Genomic DNA, 14,769 nt, shown 5'->3' with positions numbered 1-14,769 from the left:
TTTCTGTAGCTATTGTTTTAAGACGGCTGCCATCGCAGCGCCAACTTCTATTCCGCAGGCCTTGCCCAAATTCAGCATCGTATCCACATATGTGATCTTAACACCTTGTTTGTTACAAAGCAAAACTATCCTGGAAGTAAGCCTTTGATCTCCGTCCTCTGCCACATAGACTTCTGCGGCTAGGCCCAACTCTACCGCCTTGACGGTTTGTTTGGTACCGATCTTGACCTGAGCATCCTGTAGTCCTCTATCATCAGTCATTCTCTTTACCTCCAATGAACAAGGATAACATGGCTACTCACGCACCTTAGACATTTTAGCATTATCAATAGATGGTGTCAAGAAATTCAGCAACAATTTTTATAGAAATTATACACAGCAGAACACTCATGCCACACCTATGAGTAGGTATGACATGAGCACACTACCATGATTGCTAATTTATTCAGCAGGAACCGTCTCTAATGATTCAAGTTCGCTTTCTGCATTTGGATCACTTAGCTTAACGTTACGGTAACGGTTCATCCCAGTACCTGCAGGAATCAACTTACCGATAATAACATTTTCTTTAAGTCCAAGCAACTTATCTACTTTACCTTTGATAGCAGCGTCTGTTAGGACACGAGTAGTTTCTTGGAATGATGCAGCTGACAAGAAGGAATCAGTTTCAAGAGACGCCTTGGTAATACCGAGCAAGACTGGTTTAGCAACAGCAGGCTCTTTACCAGACAAGATAGCTTCCTTGTTAGCACCTTCGTACTCATGAATATCCGCAAATGCACCTGGCAACAGACTTGTGTCACCTGCGTCAATAATACGGATCTTCCGAAGCATTTGCTTGATCATAACTTCAATGTGCTTATCATTGATCTCAACGCCTTGGTTACGGTATACACGCTGTACTTCTTGCAGAATGTAGTTTTGTACCCCACGGATCCCTTTGATACGCAGCATTTCTTTAGGGTCAATCGAACCGTCTGTCAGCTCATCGCCGGCTTCGATTTCTTGGCCTTCGCTAACACGTAGACGTGAACCATAAGTTATGGAATAAGTCTTGGATTCTGCTTCACCTTGAACCTCGATTTCGCGACGGTCTTTGGTTTCACGGATTTCCTTGATTACGCCATCGATCTCACTGATTGTAGCTTGACCTTTAGGGTTACGAGCTTCAAACAACTCCTGAATACGCGGCAAACCTTGAGTGATGTCATCACCGGCAACACCGCCGGTATGGAACGTACGCATTGTAAGCTGGGTTCCTGGTTCACCGATAGATTGTGCGGCAATAATACCAACTGCTTCACCAATCTCAACGTGTTTACCAGTTGCCAAGTTACGTCCGTAACATTTCTTACAAACACCATGACGGGCACGGCAGCTCAGTACAGAACGAATTTGCAGCTTAGTTACACCTGCGTTTACAATTGCCTCCGCTTTATCGGAGTCAATCAAATCATTGCGGTGAACAATGATTTCGCCTGTTTCTGGGTGACGAACAGTTTCGAAGCAGTAACGACCTTCAATACGGTCATACAGATCCTCGATAACCTCTTTACCATCCTGAATACGACTAACTGTGAAGCCTTTATCGGTTCCACAATCTTCTTCACGGACAATAACGTCCTGGGCAACGTCAACAAGACGACGTGTCAGATACCCTGAGTCAGCGGTACGAAGTGCGGTATCGGCAAGACCTTTACGCGCTCCGTGAGTGGAGATAAAGTACTCCAAGACGGTAAGACCTTCACGGAAGTTCGCCTTGATTGGCAATTCGAAAATCCGACCTGAAGGTGTTGCCATCAGACCACGCATACCACCCAGCTGAGTGATCTGCGATTTGTTACCACGCGCTTTAGAGTCAACCATGAGCATGATAGAGTTGAAACGGTCCATCGACTTAAGCAGGATGTTCGTAAGATCATCCTTAGTCTTCGACCAGATCTCAATAACACGGTCATACCGTTCGTCATTGGTGATCAAACCACGGCGATATTGGTTAGCAACCACATCAACCTTAGCTTCAGACTCTTTCAGGATGGTAACCTTTTCCTCAGGAACAATAACGTCCGACACGGCAACTGTAACACCAGAACGTGTGGAGTAAGTGAATCCGAGCTGTTTAATTTTATCCAAAATCATAGAAGTTTTGGTTGTGTGATAAGTTTCAAAACAACGAGCAATTATCAGACCCAGATATTCTTTACCTACAGCACTGGCTTCTGGAGCGGATTCAATCAGCTCGCGAATGTTCGCGCCTTTTTCGTAGATAAAGTATTTCTCTGGTGTGCCGTGCAGCAAGTTGGTTTTGGTTGCTTCGTTGATATAAGGGAAACTACTTGGGTAGATTTCATTAAAGATGATCTTACCGATCGTAGTAATCAACATTGCATTTTGTTGTTCTTCCGTAAAGCATGTTTTGCCAAGTGCTTTAGCCGGAATAGCAACACGAGCATGAAGTCCTGCAGTTCCGCGTTGGTAAGCTGATACAGCTTCGTTAACGGTACGCAGAATCATACCACTACCCTTTTCTTCCTTGTTATCCATGGTCAAGTAGAAAGTACCAAGGACCATATCCTGGGAAGGTGTTACAACTGGCTTACCGTCTTTAGGGTTCAAGATATTACCAGATGCAAGCATGAGAATGCGTGCTTCCGCTTGAGCTTCTGCAGACAGAGGAACGTGCACCGCCATTTGGTCACCGTCAAAGTCGGCATTGTACGCCGTACATACGAGTGGGTGAAGACGAATAGCATGACCTTCCACCAAAATCGGTTCAAATGCTTGAATACCGAGACGGTGAAGTGTTGGTGCGCGGTTTAGAAGCACTGGGTGTTCTCTAATTACTTCTTCGAGTACATCCCAAACTTCAGGACTTACGCGTTCAACTTTACGTTTCGCGCTCTTTATGTTGTGGGCAAGGCCCTTATTAACCAATTCTTTCATAACAAAAGGCTTGAACAATTCTAGCGCCATTTTCTTAGGAAGTCCGCACTGATACATCTTGAGGTACGGTCCTACAACGATAACGGAACGTCCAGAGTAGTCAACCCGTTTACCGAGCAAGTTCTGGCGGAAACGTCCTTGTTTACCTTTCAGCATATGGCTGAGCGATTTAAGCGGACGGTTACCAGGACCGGTTACCGGACGTCCCCGACGGCCGTTATCGATGAGAGCATCGACAGCTTCCTGGAGCATCCGTTTCTCGTTCTGCACGATAATGTCAGGAGCACCGAGATCAAGCAGTCTTTTCAGACGGTTGTTCCGGTTAATAACACGGCGATAGAGATCATTCAAATCGGACGTAGCAAAACGGCCACCATCCAACTGAACCATCGGACGAAGCTCCGGAGGAATAACCGGAAGAACATCCATGATCATCCAATCAGGCTTGTTGCCGGAGTTACGGAATGCTTCAATGACTTCCAGACGTTTGATCGCCCGGTTACGGCGTTGGCCTTGGGCCGTACGCAGTTCTTCTTTGAGGAATTCCAGCTCTTTATCGATGTCGATATCTTGAAGAAGCTTTTTAACAGCTTCAGCACCCATGCCGGCTTGGAACCCGTAACCGTATTTTTCACGGTAGCTACGATATTCTTTCTCGGACAGAAGTTGTTTCTTTTCCAGTGGAGTTTCACCTGGATCCGTTACAACATAAGATGCGAAATAGATAATTTCTTCAAGTGATCTTGGAGACATATCTAGTGCAAGCCCCATGCGGCTTGGGATACCTTTGAAATACCAGATATGAGATACCGGAGCAGCCAATTCAATGTGACCCATACGTTCACGACGAACTTTAGCACGGGTAACCTCAACGCCACAACGGTCGCAGACTACGCCCTTATAACGGACACGTTTGTATTTACCGCAATGACATTCCCAGTCTTTTTGTGGTCCAAAGATACGCTCACAGAAAAGACCCTCTTTTTCCGGTTTCAATGTACGATAGTTAATGGTTTCCGGTTTCTTAACTTCTCCGCGGGACCATGAACGAATCTTCTCCGGAGAAGCGAGTCCGATTTTCATAAATTCAAAATTGTTAACGTCCAACAAGGAGCAACCCTCCTTAACCTAATCCTGATTTAGTACCGCTTTGCCCTCTCCTGACTGTTACATCAAAAGAGGGCGTGCGGTCCTTTATAAAATGGAACTTTTAAGCTCCAGCTTGATTATTCTACTCCGACTTCTGAACCTTCTAAATTGAGGCTTAGTTTGTCGCCTGACGTCTCGTCCTCATCGTCCAATTCTCTCATTTCAATTTCCTGCTCGTCACCGCTAAGAATCTTAACATCCATACCCAGGGACTGCAGTTCTTTGATCAATACCTTGAACGACTCAGGAACACCTGGTTCCGGTACATTTTCACCTTTGACAATGGATTCGTACGTCTTCACGCGACCAACCACGTCATCGGATTTCACGGTCAAAATTTCTTGCAATGTATATGCAGCACCGTAAGCTTCAAGCGCCCACACTTCCATCTCCCCGAAACGCTGTCCACCAAATTGAGCTTTACCACCCAATGGTTGCTGCGTAACTAGTGAGTAAGGTCCTGTTGAACGGGCGTGAATCTTATCATCAACCATGTGCGCCAGTTTGATCATGTGCATGACACCAACAGTAACTTCACGTTCGAAGCGTTCACCTGTACGGCCATCATACAGTACAGTCTTACCATTACGCTGCATACCTGCTTCTTCCATCGTATCAAACACGTCGTACTCACGCGCTCCGTCAAATACCGGCGTTGCAATGTGAATTCCCAGACGCAATGCGGCCATACCAATATGGACCTCAAGCACCTGTCCGATGTTCATACGAGAAGGAACGCCCAGAGGGTTAAGAACAACCTGTACTGGCGTACCGTCCGGAAGGAACGGCATATCTTCTTCTGGCAGGATACGGGCAACGACACCCTTGTTACCGTGACGTCCGGCCATCTTGTCACCCTCAGAAATCTTACGTTTCTGAGCGATGTAGACACGAACTAATTGATTTACACCAGGAGGCAGCTCATCGCCGTTCTCACGTGTAAAGACTTTAACGTCCACGATAATACCATCACTACCATGAGGAACGCGTAAAGAGGTATCCCGTACTTCACGAGCTTTCTCACCAAAGATAGCGTGCAGGAGACGTTCTTCTGCTGTCAGTTCAGTCACACCCTTAGGAGTAACCTTACCAACCAGAATGTCACCAGCGCTGATTTCCGCACCGATGCGGATGATTCCGCGCTCATCAAGATTGCGCAGAGCTTCTTCGCCGACGTTCGGAATATCGCGCGTAATTTCTTCAGGTCCCAGTTTAGTATCGCGAGCTTCAGATTCGTATTCTTCGATATGAATCGAAGTATATACATCTTCCTTAACCAGCTTTTCACTTAACAGGATCGCATCCTCATAGTTGTAACCTTCCCAAGTCATGAACGCAACGACTACGTTACGGCCAAGAGCAAGTTCGCCCATTTCTGTGGAAGGACCGTCTGCCAGGATATCACCCTTCTTAACAATGTCCCCTCTTTTAGCTAGAGGACGTTGGTTAATACAGGTACCTTGGTTAGAACGCATAAATTTGTGTAATTTATATTTAACGATATCGCCTTTAACTTCCTTGCCTTCGACAGTCTCAACGCGACGCAGCCAAATTTCATTAGCTGAAGAACGTTCGATAATACCGTCATACTTGGAAACGATACATACGCCAGAATCCTTAGCGGATTTATGTTCCATCCCTGTTCCGACCAGCGGAGCTTTTGGAATTAGAAGCGGAACGGCTTGACGTTGCATGTTAGATCCCATCAGTGCGCGGTTGGAGTCATCGTTCTCAAGGAACGGAATGAGCGCCGTAGCGACAGATACAACCTGTTTAGGCGAAACGTCCATGTAATCGACACGATTACTTGGCATCGTTGTAATGTTGTCTGAGTCTTTGTTGTAACGAACGATTACCATGTCTTCTTTAAAGGTGCCATCTTCTTCGATCAACACGTTAGCCTGAGCAACTACATAATTATCTTCCTCATCAGCAGTCAGATAGTCAATTTGCTCAGTCACCTTACCAGTCTTCGGATCCACCCAACGATACGGAGCTTCAATAAAGCCGTATTCATTGATGCGGGCAAAGGTGGACAAGGAGTTGATCAACCCGATGTTTGGACCTTCCGGCGTTTCAATTGGACACATCCGACCGTAGTGACTGTGATGGACGTCACGAACTTCAAAGCCCGCGCGTTCACGTGTCAAACCACCAGGTCCGAGTGCGGACAGACGACGTTTATGCGTAAGTTCCGCAAGCGGGTTCGTCTGATCCATAAATTGAGACAGCTGGGAACTACCGAAGAACTCTTTAATGGACGCGATGACCGGACGAATGTTGATCAGAGCCTGTGGCGTAATCGCATTAGCATCCTGAATTGACATTCTTTCGCGAACAACACGCTCCATACGGGACAAACCGATACGGAACTGATTCTGCAAGAGTTCACCTACAGAACGCAGACGACGGTTACCCAAGTGGTCAATATCATCGGTATTGCCAATTCCGTGAAGCAAATTAATAAAGTAGCTGATTGAGGATATAATATCAGCTTGAGTAATATGCTTAACAGATTTGTCGATGTTGCCGTTAGCAATCAGCTTAATAACCCGGCCTTCTTCAATTGGCGAGAACACGTCAATTGTTTGAAGAGGAATATCTTCGCTGTCCATAACTCCGCCAGTAACACGGTAGTTTTTAAAGGCAACATTCTTTTCGAAATACGGAATCAATTCATCAAGTAGTCTACGATCGACCATTTGGCCGGATTCTGCCAGGATTTCTCCAGTAGAGTCGTCAACCAAAGGCTGAGCAAGACGTTGATTGAAAAGACGGTTCTTAATGTGTAGCTTTTTATTGATTTTGTAACGGCCTACATTAGCTAGGTCGTAGCGTTTTGGATCAAAGAAACGCGCAACCAGCAAACTTTTGGCATTGTCTAGTGTCGGCGGTTCGCCCGGACGCAAACGCTCATAAATCTCAATAAGCGCCTTCTCCGTGGAGTCCGTGTTGTCTTTATCCAGCGTATTGCGAATATATTCATCATTGCCAAGCAATTCCAGAATTTCGGCATCACTACCGAAACCGAGAGCACGCAAAAGTACGGTAACAGGAATTTTACGAGTCCGATCGATACGAACATACATAATGTCCTTAGCGTCGGTTTCAAGTTCCAACCAGGCTCCGCGGTTTGGGATTACTGTGGCGGTGTAGGTTTTTTTGCCGTTCTTATCCACTTTTGTGCTGAAATAGACGCTTGGAGAGCGAACCAACTGGCTGACAATAACCCGTTCCGCACCATTAATAATAAAAGTGCCGGTCTCCGTCATCAGCGGGAAATCTCCCATGAACACTTCCTGCTCTTTAACCTCACCGGTCTCTTTATTAATGAGCCGCACCTTTACACGCAGAGGAGCCGCATACGTTACGTCCCGCTCTTTAGCGTCGTCAACCGTATATTTCGGTTCACCCAGGCTGTAATCAATGAACTCTAGTACCAAATTACCTGTGAAATCCTGGATCGGCGAGATGTCCTGAAACATTTCCCGCAATCCTTCCTCCAAAAACCAATCATAAGATTTTTGTTGGATCTCGATCAGGTTCGGGACCTCGAGTACCTCGTTAATTCTCGCATAGCTCCGCCGAGTGCGTCGACCATACTGAACAAGATGTCCTGCCAACTTTACTCACCCCTCATGTCTACTCACTTAAAAATTGATTGCGAACCCTTGTTTGGAACCGTATAATGGAACCATACTACAAGGATTCAGTCATAAATAAAAGAAAAGCCCTTATCGAAATCTTCGAAAAAAGAGCGCATTTATCCATGACCAAAATACTCCTTATCAAGTAGATTTGCCCAAAACGTACATATTATACGTCACCAAGCAATAGTTTATGCGCTATTATCTATTACCACGTAGCATTCGCTGCGTTAGAGCATAGACAACCAACTCGCAAAAACTTGCCGTGCGGCATGCGCTAGCCGGGCGACAATATATTGCTTGACATTTCAGCAAACTAAAGACATGGAGCCTATCTTAATACTGACATTTTATAATAATACCATTATCACTATCACATGTCAATAACCTATTGTATTTTATTTTTGCGCTTTAATAATACGATAGCCTTTGTCTTTCCCCACTTCTTCCACCATTGAGAACAAGCTTTCTAGTTTTGCCACTGCTGATGGAGCGCCCTGCTTCTTCTGAATTACAATCCACAGATAGCCACCCTCATTTAAATGTTCATAAGCATCTTCAAAAATCTTATGCACTACAGCTTTTCCTGCACGAATCGGAGGATTAGTTAGAATCACATCGAACTTCTGCTGCTCATTCAATGCGCCGAGCACATCGCTTTCCATTATCGTAACATTCCGGATTCCATTGTGCTGAGCATTCTCACGCGCCAGTTCTACCGCACGACTGTTAATATCAATCATGGTCACATGTCCTTTGGGAGCTAGGTATGCTGCACTTATGCCAATCGGCCCATAACCACAACCTACATCAAGCACCGCTGAACCGTCCGGAATTATCATAGCTTCAATAAGAACTCGGCTACCGTAATCGATGTCTCCTTTAGAGAATACACCAGCATCGCTCGTAAAACGAAAGCTTTTGCCTCTTAGTACGGTATCAATGCTACGTCTGTCATGACGTACTTCCGGCTGCTGCGAATAATAATGTTGCGACATCTCTTTCCTCCCTTTCCTATTATGTTAGCAGTTGGTATATACGCCCTACTAACTCTATTTATAAAACAAACCCCTTGAACAAGTTCAAGGGGTTTTCAGTAATAGAAGGAATTACTTCACTTCTACAGCTGCGCCTGCTTCTTCCAATTTTGCTTTAGTAGCTTCGGCTTCGTCTTTGCTTACTTTTTCTTTGATTGCTTTTGGTGCGTTGTCTACAAGATCTTTAGCTTCTTTCAAGCCAAGACCAGTGATTTCGCGAACGATTTTGATAACGTTGATTTTGGAAGCGCCAGCGCCTGTCAAAATTACGTCAAATTCGGATTGCTCTTCAGCTACTGCTGCTACCGCACCGCCAGCTGCTACTGGAGCTGCTGCAGTTACGCCGAATTCTTCTTCAATTGCTTTAACCAGGTCGTTCAGTTCCAATACGCTCATGCCTTTAATTGCTTCCAAGATTGCTTCTTTACTCATGATTGAACCTCCATTTTATATTTAAATTTATTTGTGGTATTGATTATGCTGCAAGAGTCAAAGGCTTACGCGCTTTGTTCTTCTTTTTCAGCAACAGCTTTAACTGCAAGCGCGAAGTTGCGCATTGGAGCTTGAAGTACGCTAAGCAGCATGGACAGCAAACCATCGCGGGATGGAAGCTCAGCCAGTGCTTTCAGTTGTTCCGCGTCAATGACACGACCTTCAACTACGCCGCCTTTCAATTTCAAAGCGTCGTTTTTCTTGGCGAAATCGTTCAAAATTTTAGCTGGTGCTACTGCATCAGTTGTGCTGAATGCGATAGCTGTTGGACCAGTCAAAACTTCATCCAATTCACTCAACTCAGCCGCAGCAGTTGCGCGACGTAGCAATGTGTTCTTCAGGACTTGAAACTCAACGCCAGCTTCACGAAGTTGCTTACGCAGTTCAGTCACTTGGGAAACGTTCAATCCACGGTAGTCAGCTACAACAGTCGAAAGACTGTTTTGCAGTTTTGCAGTAACGACGTCAACCGCGTCTTGTTTTGCTTGAATTACTTTTGCATTTGCCAATGTATACACCTCCTGAAAATTTATGTGTCGGCGTTCTTTCCAAGGAAAGCTTCACCGCTCCTACGCAGGCAGTAGAAAAGCCTCCGCAGAATCACGAAGGCTTGATAAAACGAAAGTTATACGAGCAAGCTCGTTACTTCTTGTTTCTATCACAACACCTCGGTAGGAAATTAAGCACTAAGGCACCTACTGTCTACGGTAAGCATATTCAAGGTTAAGATTGATACCTTAAGTTTCACAACTGTTATAGATTATCAAAATTGACTCAAAGAGTCAACCCTTAATTATCTGAAGACGGTTGTGTTCACACGAGCGCTAGGTCCCATTGTGGAAGAAATCGAGATGCCTTTAAGGTATACACCTTTAGCAGCAGCTGGTTTCGCACGGTTCAAAGCGTCGATAAGAGCTTTAAGGTTATCGTTCAATTGTGCAGCATCAAAGGACACTTTACCGATTGGCGCGTGAATTTGACCTGCTTTGTCGAGACGGTATTCGATTTTACCGGCTTTGATTTCTTGCACAGCCTTGGAAACATCGAATGTAACTGTGCCAGCTTTAGGGTTAGGCATAAGACCTTTACCACCAAGCAGACGACCCAGTTTACCGACTTCACTCATCATATCAGGTGTAGCTACGCAGACATCAAATTCAAACCAGCCTTGTTGAATTTTGTTGATCATGTCTTGATCACCAACAAAATCAGCGCCAGCAGCTTCTGCCTCTTTCGCTTTTTCACCTTTTGCAAATACAAGCACGCGTTGTGTTTTACCAGTGCCGTGAGGCAGGACAACAACACCACGAACTGCTTGGTCTTGTTTACGCGGGTCTACACCCAGACGAACTGCTGCTTCAACGGTTTCGTCGAACTTAGCAGTCGCTGCCTTTTTCACAAGCTCTACAGCTTCTGAAGGCTCGTAAGTTGCTTCGCTGTTGATCAGCTTAGCAGCTTCTTGGTATTTCTTACCATGTTTAGCCATGAAAATGTTCCTCCTTTGTGGTGTTAGCGGAAATTCCTCCCACATACTTGCGGGTCACGAATGACCGATTCTTCGAAAACTACTAGTCTTCGATTGTGATACCCATACTGCGGGCAGTACCTTCAACCATACGCATTGCAGCTTCAACAGTTGCAGCGTTAAGGTCAGGCATTTTTGTTTCAGCAATTTCACGTACCGCAGCGCGGCCGATTTTTGCTACTTTTTTCTTGTTTGGTTCGCCGGATCCTTTTTCTACTTTAGCAGCGATGCGAAGCAGAACAGCAGCCGGAGGAGTTTTAGTGATGAAAGTAAAGGAACGGTCTTCAAATACTGTAATTTCAACCGGAATGATCAAGCCAGCCTGGTCGGCAGTACGAGCATTAAATTCCTTACAGAATGCCATGATGTTGACACCTGCTTGACCTAACGCCGGACCTACTGGAGGCGCTGGATTCGCTTTCCCTGCAGGAATCTGCAGTTTCACCATTTTAATAACTTTTTTAGCCATGAGTGACACCTCCTTGCAAAAATAGTGGTCTTCGAACGCCAATAGCGCTCTCCCACAAGAAACCCTAGCTTATGTTATATTTTCTCCACTTGAGTGAAATCCAACTCTAGCGGGGTTTCCCGTCCAAACATGTTAACATGCACTTTGATCTTGCTCTTGTCAGCCAAAATTTCTTCCACGGAGCCCACAAAATTCGCAAACGGACCAACCATAATACGTACGGATTCCTTGATTTCGAAATCAATCTTCGCTTTAGGTTCAACCATGCCCATATGCTTCAGAATTTGTTCTACCTCTTCCGGAAGCAAAGCTGTTGGTTTAGACCCTGAGCCTGTCGAACCAACAAATCCAGTAACGCCCGGAGTATTGCGGACAACATACCAGGAATCATCAGTCTGAACCATTTCCACCAAAACATATCCGGGGTAAACTTTACGCATAACGGTTTTTTTCTTACCGTCTTTGTTTACGATTTCTTCTTCCATAGGAACAAGAACGCGGAATATTTTGTCTTCCATGCCCATGGACTCAACGCGCTTTTCCAAATTGGCTTTGACCTTATTCTCATACCCAGAATAGGTATGAACGACATACCATCTTTTTTCCATATCAAGCCACCTGGGACCTCTCTAAATAATCGCTTCAATCACAGCGGAAATACCGATGTCCAGAACCCAGAAGTAAATAGCGACAACTACAATCGTACCGAGAACGATCAATGTATAGTTGGTCAATTCTTTACGACTTGGCCAGCGAACCTTTTTGAGTTCACTCCAGCTCTCAGTGAAAAAGGAAAACATAGACTTGAAACTACGTTTCATGCCGACTACACCTCCACAGACTATCTGGTTTCGCGATGAGGAGTTTGCGAGTTACAATACTTGCAAAATTTCTTCATCTCCATGCGGTCGGGGTGATTTCGCTTGTTTTTGGTAGTCGCATAGTTTCTTTGTTTGCAACTTGTACAAGCCAAAGTGATAATTACCCGCATGATGTGCACCTCCCGAGACGTCCTTCTAATTCACATTAGAAGACGCAAATATTGATCCTAAAAAAAAGCCGCGAATTTAGGCCTACCTAAAACACTTTAGCATAATGTCAAGGTCTGTGTCAACGAAAGAATTCCGTTCTGCACTGGGTAATTCCGGGTTTAGTAGTCATATGGCCGTACCCTGTCTTTGGGTCTATCTCTTCCTCACACTTCGCTGTCTTCCTTACCATTATGGGGTATTCCGTCTGTGTATAAACCTACCTTCAACGGCAACGACTAAAATCGGCTCAAATAGAAATTTATGGTGCAAGCACCTAATTCTATCCGAGTGATTTCAAAAAGACTAAAAAAAAGAACTCGATGTCCGAGCCCTCTCTTGTTCATTATATCATCAATTGTCACGTACTTCTAGATATCTTTCTAATTTCCTTTTTACTCGTTGTAGAGCGTTATCAATAGACTTCACATGCCGCTTAAGATCTTCAGCAATCTCTTGATAGGATCTTCCGTCTAAATACAACATCAGAACCTTGCGCTCCAAGTCACTTAGAATCTCCGCCATCTTATCTTCAAGACCAATGAATTCTTCTTGATTAATAATTAGCTCTTCTGGATCTAGAACCTGTGTTCCACAAATGACATCCATAAGTGTTCTATCAGAATCTTCGTCATAAATGGGCTTGTCCAAGGAAACATAAGAGTTCAGCGGAATATGTTTCTGACGAGTGGCCGTCTTAATAGCCGTTATAATCTGTCGTGTAATGCAGAGCTCAGCAAAAGCCTTAAATGAAGAGAGCTTGTCACCTTTAAAGTCACGAATAGCCTTGTATAGACCAATCATTCCTTCTTGTACAATATCTTCACGGTCTGCCCCGATCAAGAAATAAGAGCGGGCTTTAGCACGTACAAAGTTACGGTATTTATTAATCAAGTGTTCTAATGCGCCACTGTCGCCACCACGGAAAGCCTCGACAATATCTTCATCACTTATGAAATCATACTCAGACAGCATTATTTCCTTGAGGTCGACACTCACCAAGAATCCCCCCGGCTGCAACGCAAGACACATCGTTACTTCGCGAAATATAGGATCAGTATATATTATGTTACCTTCCACCGTCAACCGGAGTTTGTCCAAAATCAATCTAGAATAGCATAAATTGGAATAAAATATTTCCTGATTCTTCCTCGATCTCACTGCCTGCGCCATTTTTCCAGCTTACTGCGCACATCGGGAGGCAGTTTGTCTTCCAAAGAATGACGAGTAGAACTGACACCGCCAGGTTCGATAGCTTTTTTTACTTGTTTTTGATTCTCTTCAATTTCCAGATGCAATTCCCTTGCCGAAATTCGCAATGCACCTTGTGCAAAAATAATATGCTGCTCTATAAAATCACTCGTAGCCACATAGATCTGCCGGCGCCGATTGCTATATTCCCCAACCAGTCGCTCAATGCATTCATCTGCGGTTTCTTTTTCCTTGGTGAAGTACACCTGGACCTTACCCTGGACAAAAGACCTTCCCAACCCCGGAACACGGTATGCATCAAAAACAGCAATAACTCTTCGTCCAGAGAAAGCCTGGTAATCTGCCAGCAAATCCATCAAGCGGTCGCGTGCTTCCTGCATACCAATCTGGGACAGTGCCACAAGTTCCGGCCAGCCACCGATCATGTTATATCCATCCACAAGCAGCACATCGCGCCAGTCGGCCATAGCTATCCCTGCTGTTGCCGGCGGCGTATCACTTCATACATAATGACTCCTGCGGCGACAGAGGCATTTAATGAATTGATCTTTCCGGCCATCGGCAGCTTAAGAAGCACATCACATTTTTCACGAATCAGGCGTCCCATTCCTTTATTCTCATTGCCGATTACAACAGCTACCGGACCCGTGAAAATATCGGATTGGTATAGATTCTGATCGGTATCCACGTCTGTTCCTACTACCCAGACTCCCTGCTCTTTTAGACGGTCAATGGTCTGACCCAGGTTTGTAACCCGGGCAACCGGAACATACTCCACAGCACCCGCGGATGTTTTGGACACGGTCGCAGTTATCTGAGCCGAACGGCGTTTAGGTACGATTACCCCATGTACTCCAGTACAATCCGCCGTCCGCAGAATCGAGCCCAGGTTATGAGGATCTTCAATTTCATCAAGCAAAATAAGGAATGCCGGTTCTCCTTTGGCTTCTGCTATAGCTAACAAATCATCCACTTCAACATAGGCAAATGGTGCTGCTTGTGCAACCACCCCTTGATGCTGCACACCTGGTGCCAGTTGATCCAACTTACGCTTGTCCACATGCTGAATGACAATTCCCGCTTTCCGGGCTTCGGCAACGATGGGTGCTGTCAGATGCTTCTGGGCTGTCTCTGCAATCCAAATTTTATTTAATGTACGACCAGCACGAAGCGCTTCAAGCACAGAATGCTTCCCTGCCAATATTTCCTCTTCATTCTTCAATTCTTCTTCCATGTTCACTTCTCCTATTTTCTATTTCGCCAAAGC

14 protein-coding genes and 1 other annotated feature are annotated in these 14,769 nt (G+C 45.1%); all 14 genes read right to left on the bottom strand.

The genetic code is table 11. The features are described from left to right. Positions 1–9: 9 nt before the first annotated feature. Complete coding sequence (locus MKY63_RS13250) at positions 10–261, bottom strand: ribosomal L7Ae/L30e/S12e/Gadd45 family protein (protein WP_038573459.1); 252 nt, start codon at positions 259–261, stop codon at positions 10–12. Between the two features lie 180 nt (positions 262–441). Next, complete coding sequence (rpoC, locus tag MKY63_RS13245) at positions 442–4,053, bottom strand: DNA-directed RNA polymerase subunit beta' (protein WP_036680514.1); 3,612 nt, start codon at positions 4,051–4,053, stop codon at positions 442–444. 116 nt (positions 4,054–4,169) lie between these two features. Then, complete coding sequence (gene rpoB / locus MKY63_RS13240; RefSeq protein ID WP_038573461.1) at positions 4,170–7,715, bottom strand: DNA-directed RNA polymerase subunit beta; 3,546 nt, start codon at positions 7,713–7,715, stop codon at positions 4,170–4,172. A 422-nt stretch (positions 7,716–8,137) separates the two neighbouring features. Next, the gene (locus MKY63_RS13235) at positions 8,138–8,737 is read right to left on the bottom strand and encodes a class I SAM-dependent methyltransferase (protein ID WP_038573463.1); all 600 of its coding nucleotides are present in this window, start codon (positions 8,735–8,737) and stop codon (positions 8,138–8,140) included. A gap of 111 nt (positions 8,738–8,848) precedes the next feature. Then, positions 8,849–9,208: a 50S ribosomal protein L7/L12 gene (rplL, locus tag MKY63_RS13230; RefSeq protein ID WP_036680508.1), complete on the bottom strand. Its 360-nt coding sequence runs from the start codon at positions 9,206–9,208 to the stop codon at positions 8,849–8,851. A 65-nt stretch (positions 9,209–9,273) separates the two neighbouring features. Beyond that, entirely contained in the window at positions 9,274–9,777 is a 504-nt protein-coding gene (rplJ, locus tag MKY63_RS13225; RefSeq protein WP_076099619.1) for a 50S ribosomal protein L10, read from the bottom strand. A gap of 64 nt (positions 9,778–9,841) precedes the next feature. Then, positions 9,842–9,994 (bottom strand) — a sequence feature (ribosomal protein L10 leader region). Between the two features lie 67 nt (positions 9,995–10,061). Then, positions 10,062–10,754 carry a 50S ribosomal protein L1 gene (gene rplA, locus MKY63_RS13220; protein ID WP_036680504.1) on the bottom strand — a complete coding sequence of 231 codons (693 nt, stop codon included), beginning with the start codon at positions 10,752–10,754 and terminating at the stop codon, positions 10,062–10,064. A gap of 82 nt (positions 10,755–10,836) precedes the next feature. Then, entirely contained in the window at positions 10,837–11,262 is a 426-nt protein-coding gene (gene rplK / locus MKY63_RS13215; RefSeq protein ID WP_036680502.1) for a 50S ribosomal protein L11, read from the bottom strand. A gap of 74 nt (positions 11,263–11,336) precedes the next feature. Next, entirely contained in the window at positions 11,337–11,870 is a 534-nt protein-coding gene (gene nusG, locus MKY63_RS13210; protein WP_036680499.1) for a transcription termination/antitermination protein NusG, read from the bottom strand. Between the two features lie 21 nt (positions 11,871–11,891). Then, positions 11,892–12,083, bottom strand: a complete 192-nt coding sequence (gene secE, locus MKY63_RS13205; protein ID WP_036680497.1) for a preprotein translocase subunit SecE — start codon at positions 12,081–12,083, stop codon at positions 11,892–11,894. A 20-nt stretch (positions 12,084–12,103) separates the two neighbouring features. Beyond that, positions 12,104–12,253, bottom strand: a complete 150-nt coding sequence (rpmG, locus tag MKY63_RS13200) for a 50S ribosomal protein L33 (protein WP_076099620.1) — start codon at positions 12,251–12,253, stop codon at positions 12,104–12,106. A gap of 391 nt (positions 12,254–12,644) precedes the next feature. Next, positions 12,645–13,289 carry an RNA polymerase sporulation sigma factor SigH gene (gene sigH / locus MKY63_RS13195; RefSeq protein ID WP_036680496.1) on the bottom strand — a complete coding sequence of 215 codons (645 nt, stop codon included), beginning with the start codon at positions 13,287–13,289 and terminating at the stop codon, positions 12,645–12,647. Between the two features lie 158 nt (positions 13,290–13,447). Continuing rightward, complete coding sequence (locus tag MKY63_RS13190; RefSeq protein ID WP_036680494.1) at positions 13,448–13,969, bottom strand: NYN domain-containing protein; 522 nt, start codon at positions 13,967–13,969, stop codon at positions 13,448–13,450. Between the two features lie 2 nt (positions 13,970–13,971). Next, complete coding sequence (gene rlmB, locus MKY63_RS13185; protein ID WP_076317119.1) at positions 13,972–14,736, bottom strand: 23S rRNA (guanosine(2251)-2'-O)-methyltransferase RlmB; 765 nt, start codon at positions 14,734–14,736, stop codon at positions 13,972–13,974. Positions 14,737–14,769 lie beyond the last annotated feature (33 nt).

It is taken from the genome of Paenibacillus sp. FSL R7-0189 (assembly GCF_037969925.1).
GTDB classification, from domain to species: domain Bacteria; phylum Bacillota; class Bacilli; order Paenibacillales; family Paenibacillaceae; genus Paenibacillus_AQ; species Paenibacillus_AQ odorifer.
Note: the sequence above shows the minus strand (reverse complement) of the source record. Positions and strands in the feature narration are given on the sequence as shown.

What these genes read in the sequence shown, in the direction of transcription:
- rpmG (WP_076099620.1), bottom strand. Translation starts at nt 12,253, where the DNA reads ATGCGGGTAATTATCACTTTGGCTTGTACAAGTTGCAAACAAAGAAAC.
- rlmB (WP_076317119.1), bottom strand. Translation starts at nt 14,736, where the DNA reads ATGGAAGAAGAATTGAAGAATGAAGAGGAAATATTGGCAGGGAAGCAT.
- MKY63_RS13190 (WP_036680494.1), bottom strand. Translation starts at nt 13,969, where the DNA reads ATGGCCGACTGGCGCGATGTGCTGCTTGTGGATGGATATAACATGATC.
- MKY63_RS13235 (WP_038573463.1), bottom strand. Translation starts at nt 8,737, where the DNA reads ATGTCGCAACATTATTATTCGCAGCAGCCGGAAGTACGTCATGACAGA.
- nusG (WP_036680499.1), bottom strand. Translation starts at nt 11,870, where the DNA reads ATGGAAAAAAGATGGTATGTCGTTCATACCTATTCTGGGTATGAGAAT.
- rplA (WP_036680504.1), bottom strand. Translation starts at nt 10,754, where the DNA reads ATGGCTAAACATGGTAAGAAATACCAAGAAGCTGCTAAGCTGATCAAC.
- MKY63_RS13250 (WP_038573459.1), bottom strand. Translation starts at nt 261, where the DNA reads ATGACTGATGATAGAGGACTACAGGATGCTCAGGTCAAGATCGGTACC.
- secE (WP_036680497.1), bottom strand. Translation starts at nt 12,083, where the DNA reads ATGAAACGTAGTTTCAAGTCTATGTTTTCCTTTTTCACTGAGAGCTGG.
- rplL (WP_036680508.1), bottom strand. Translation starts at nt 9,208, where the DNA reads ATGAGTAAAGAAGCAATCTTGGAAGCAATTAAAGGCATGAGCGTATTG.
- rplK (WP_036680502.1), bottom strand. Translation starts at nt 11,262, where the DNA reads ATGGCTAAAAAAGTTATTAAAATGGTGAAACTGCAGATTCCTGCAGGG.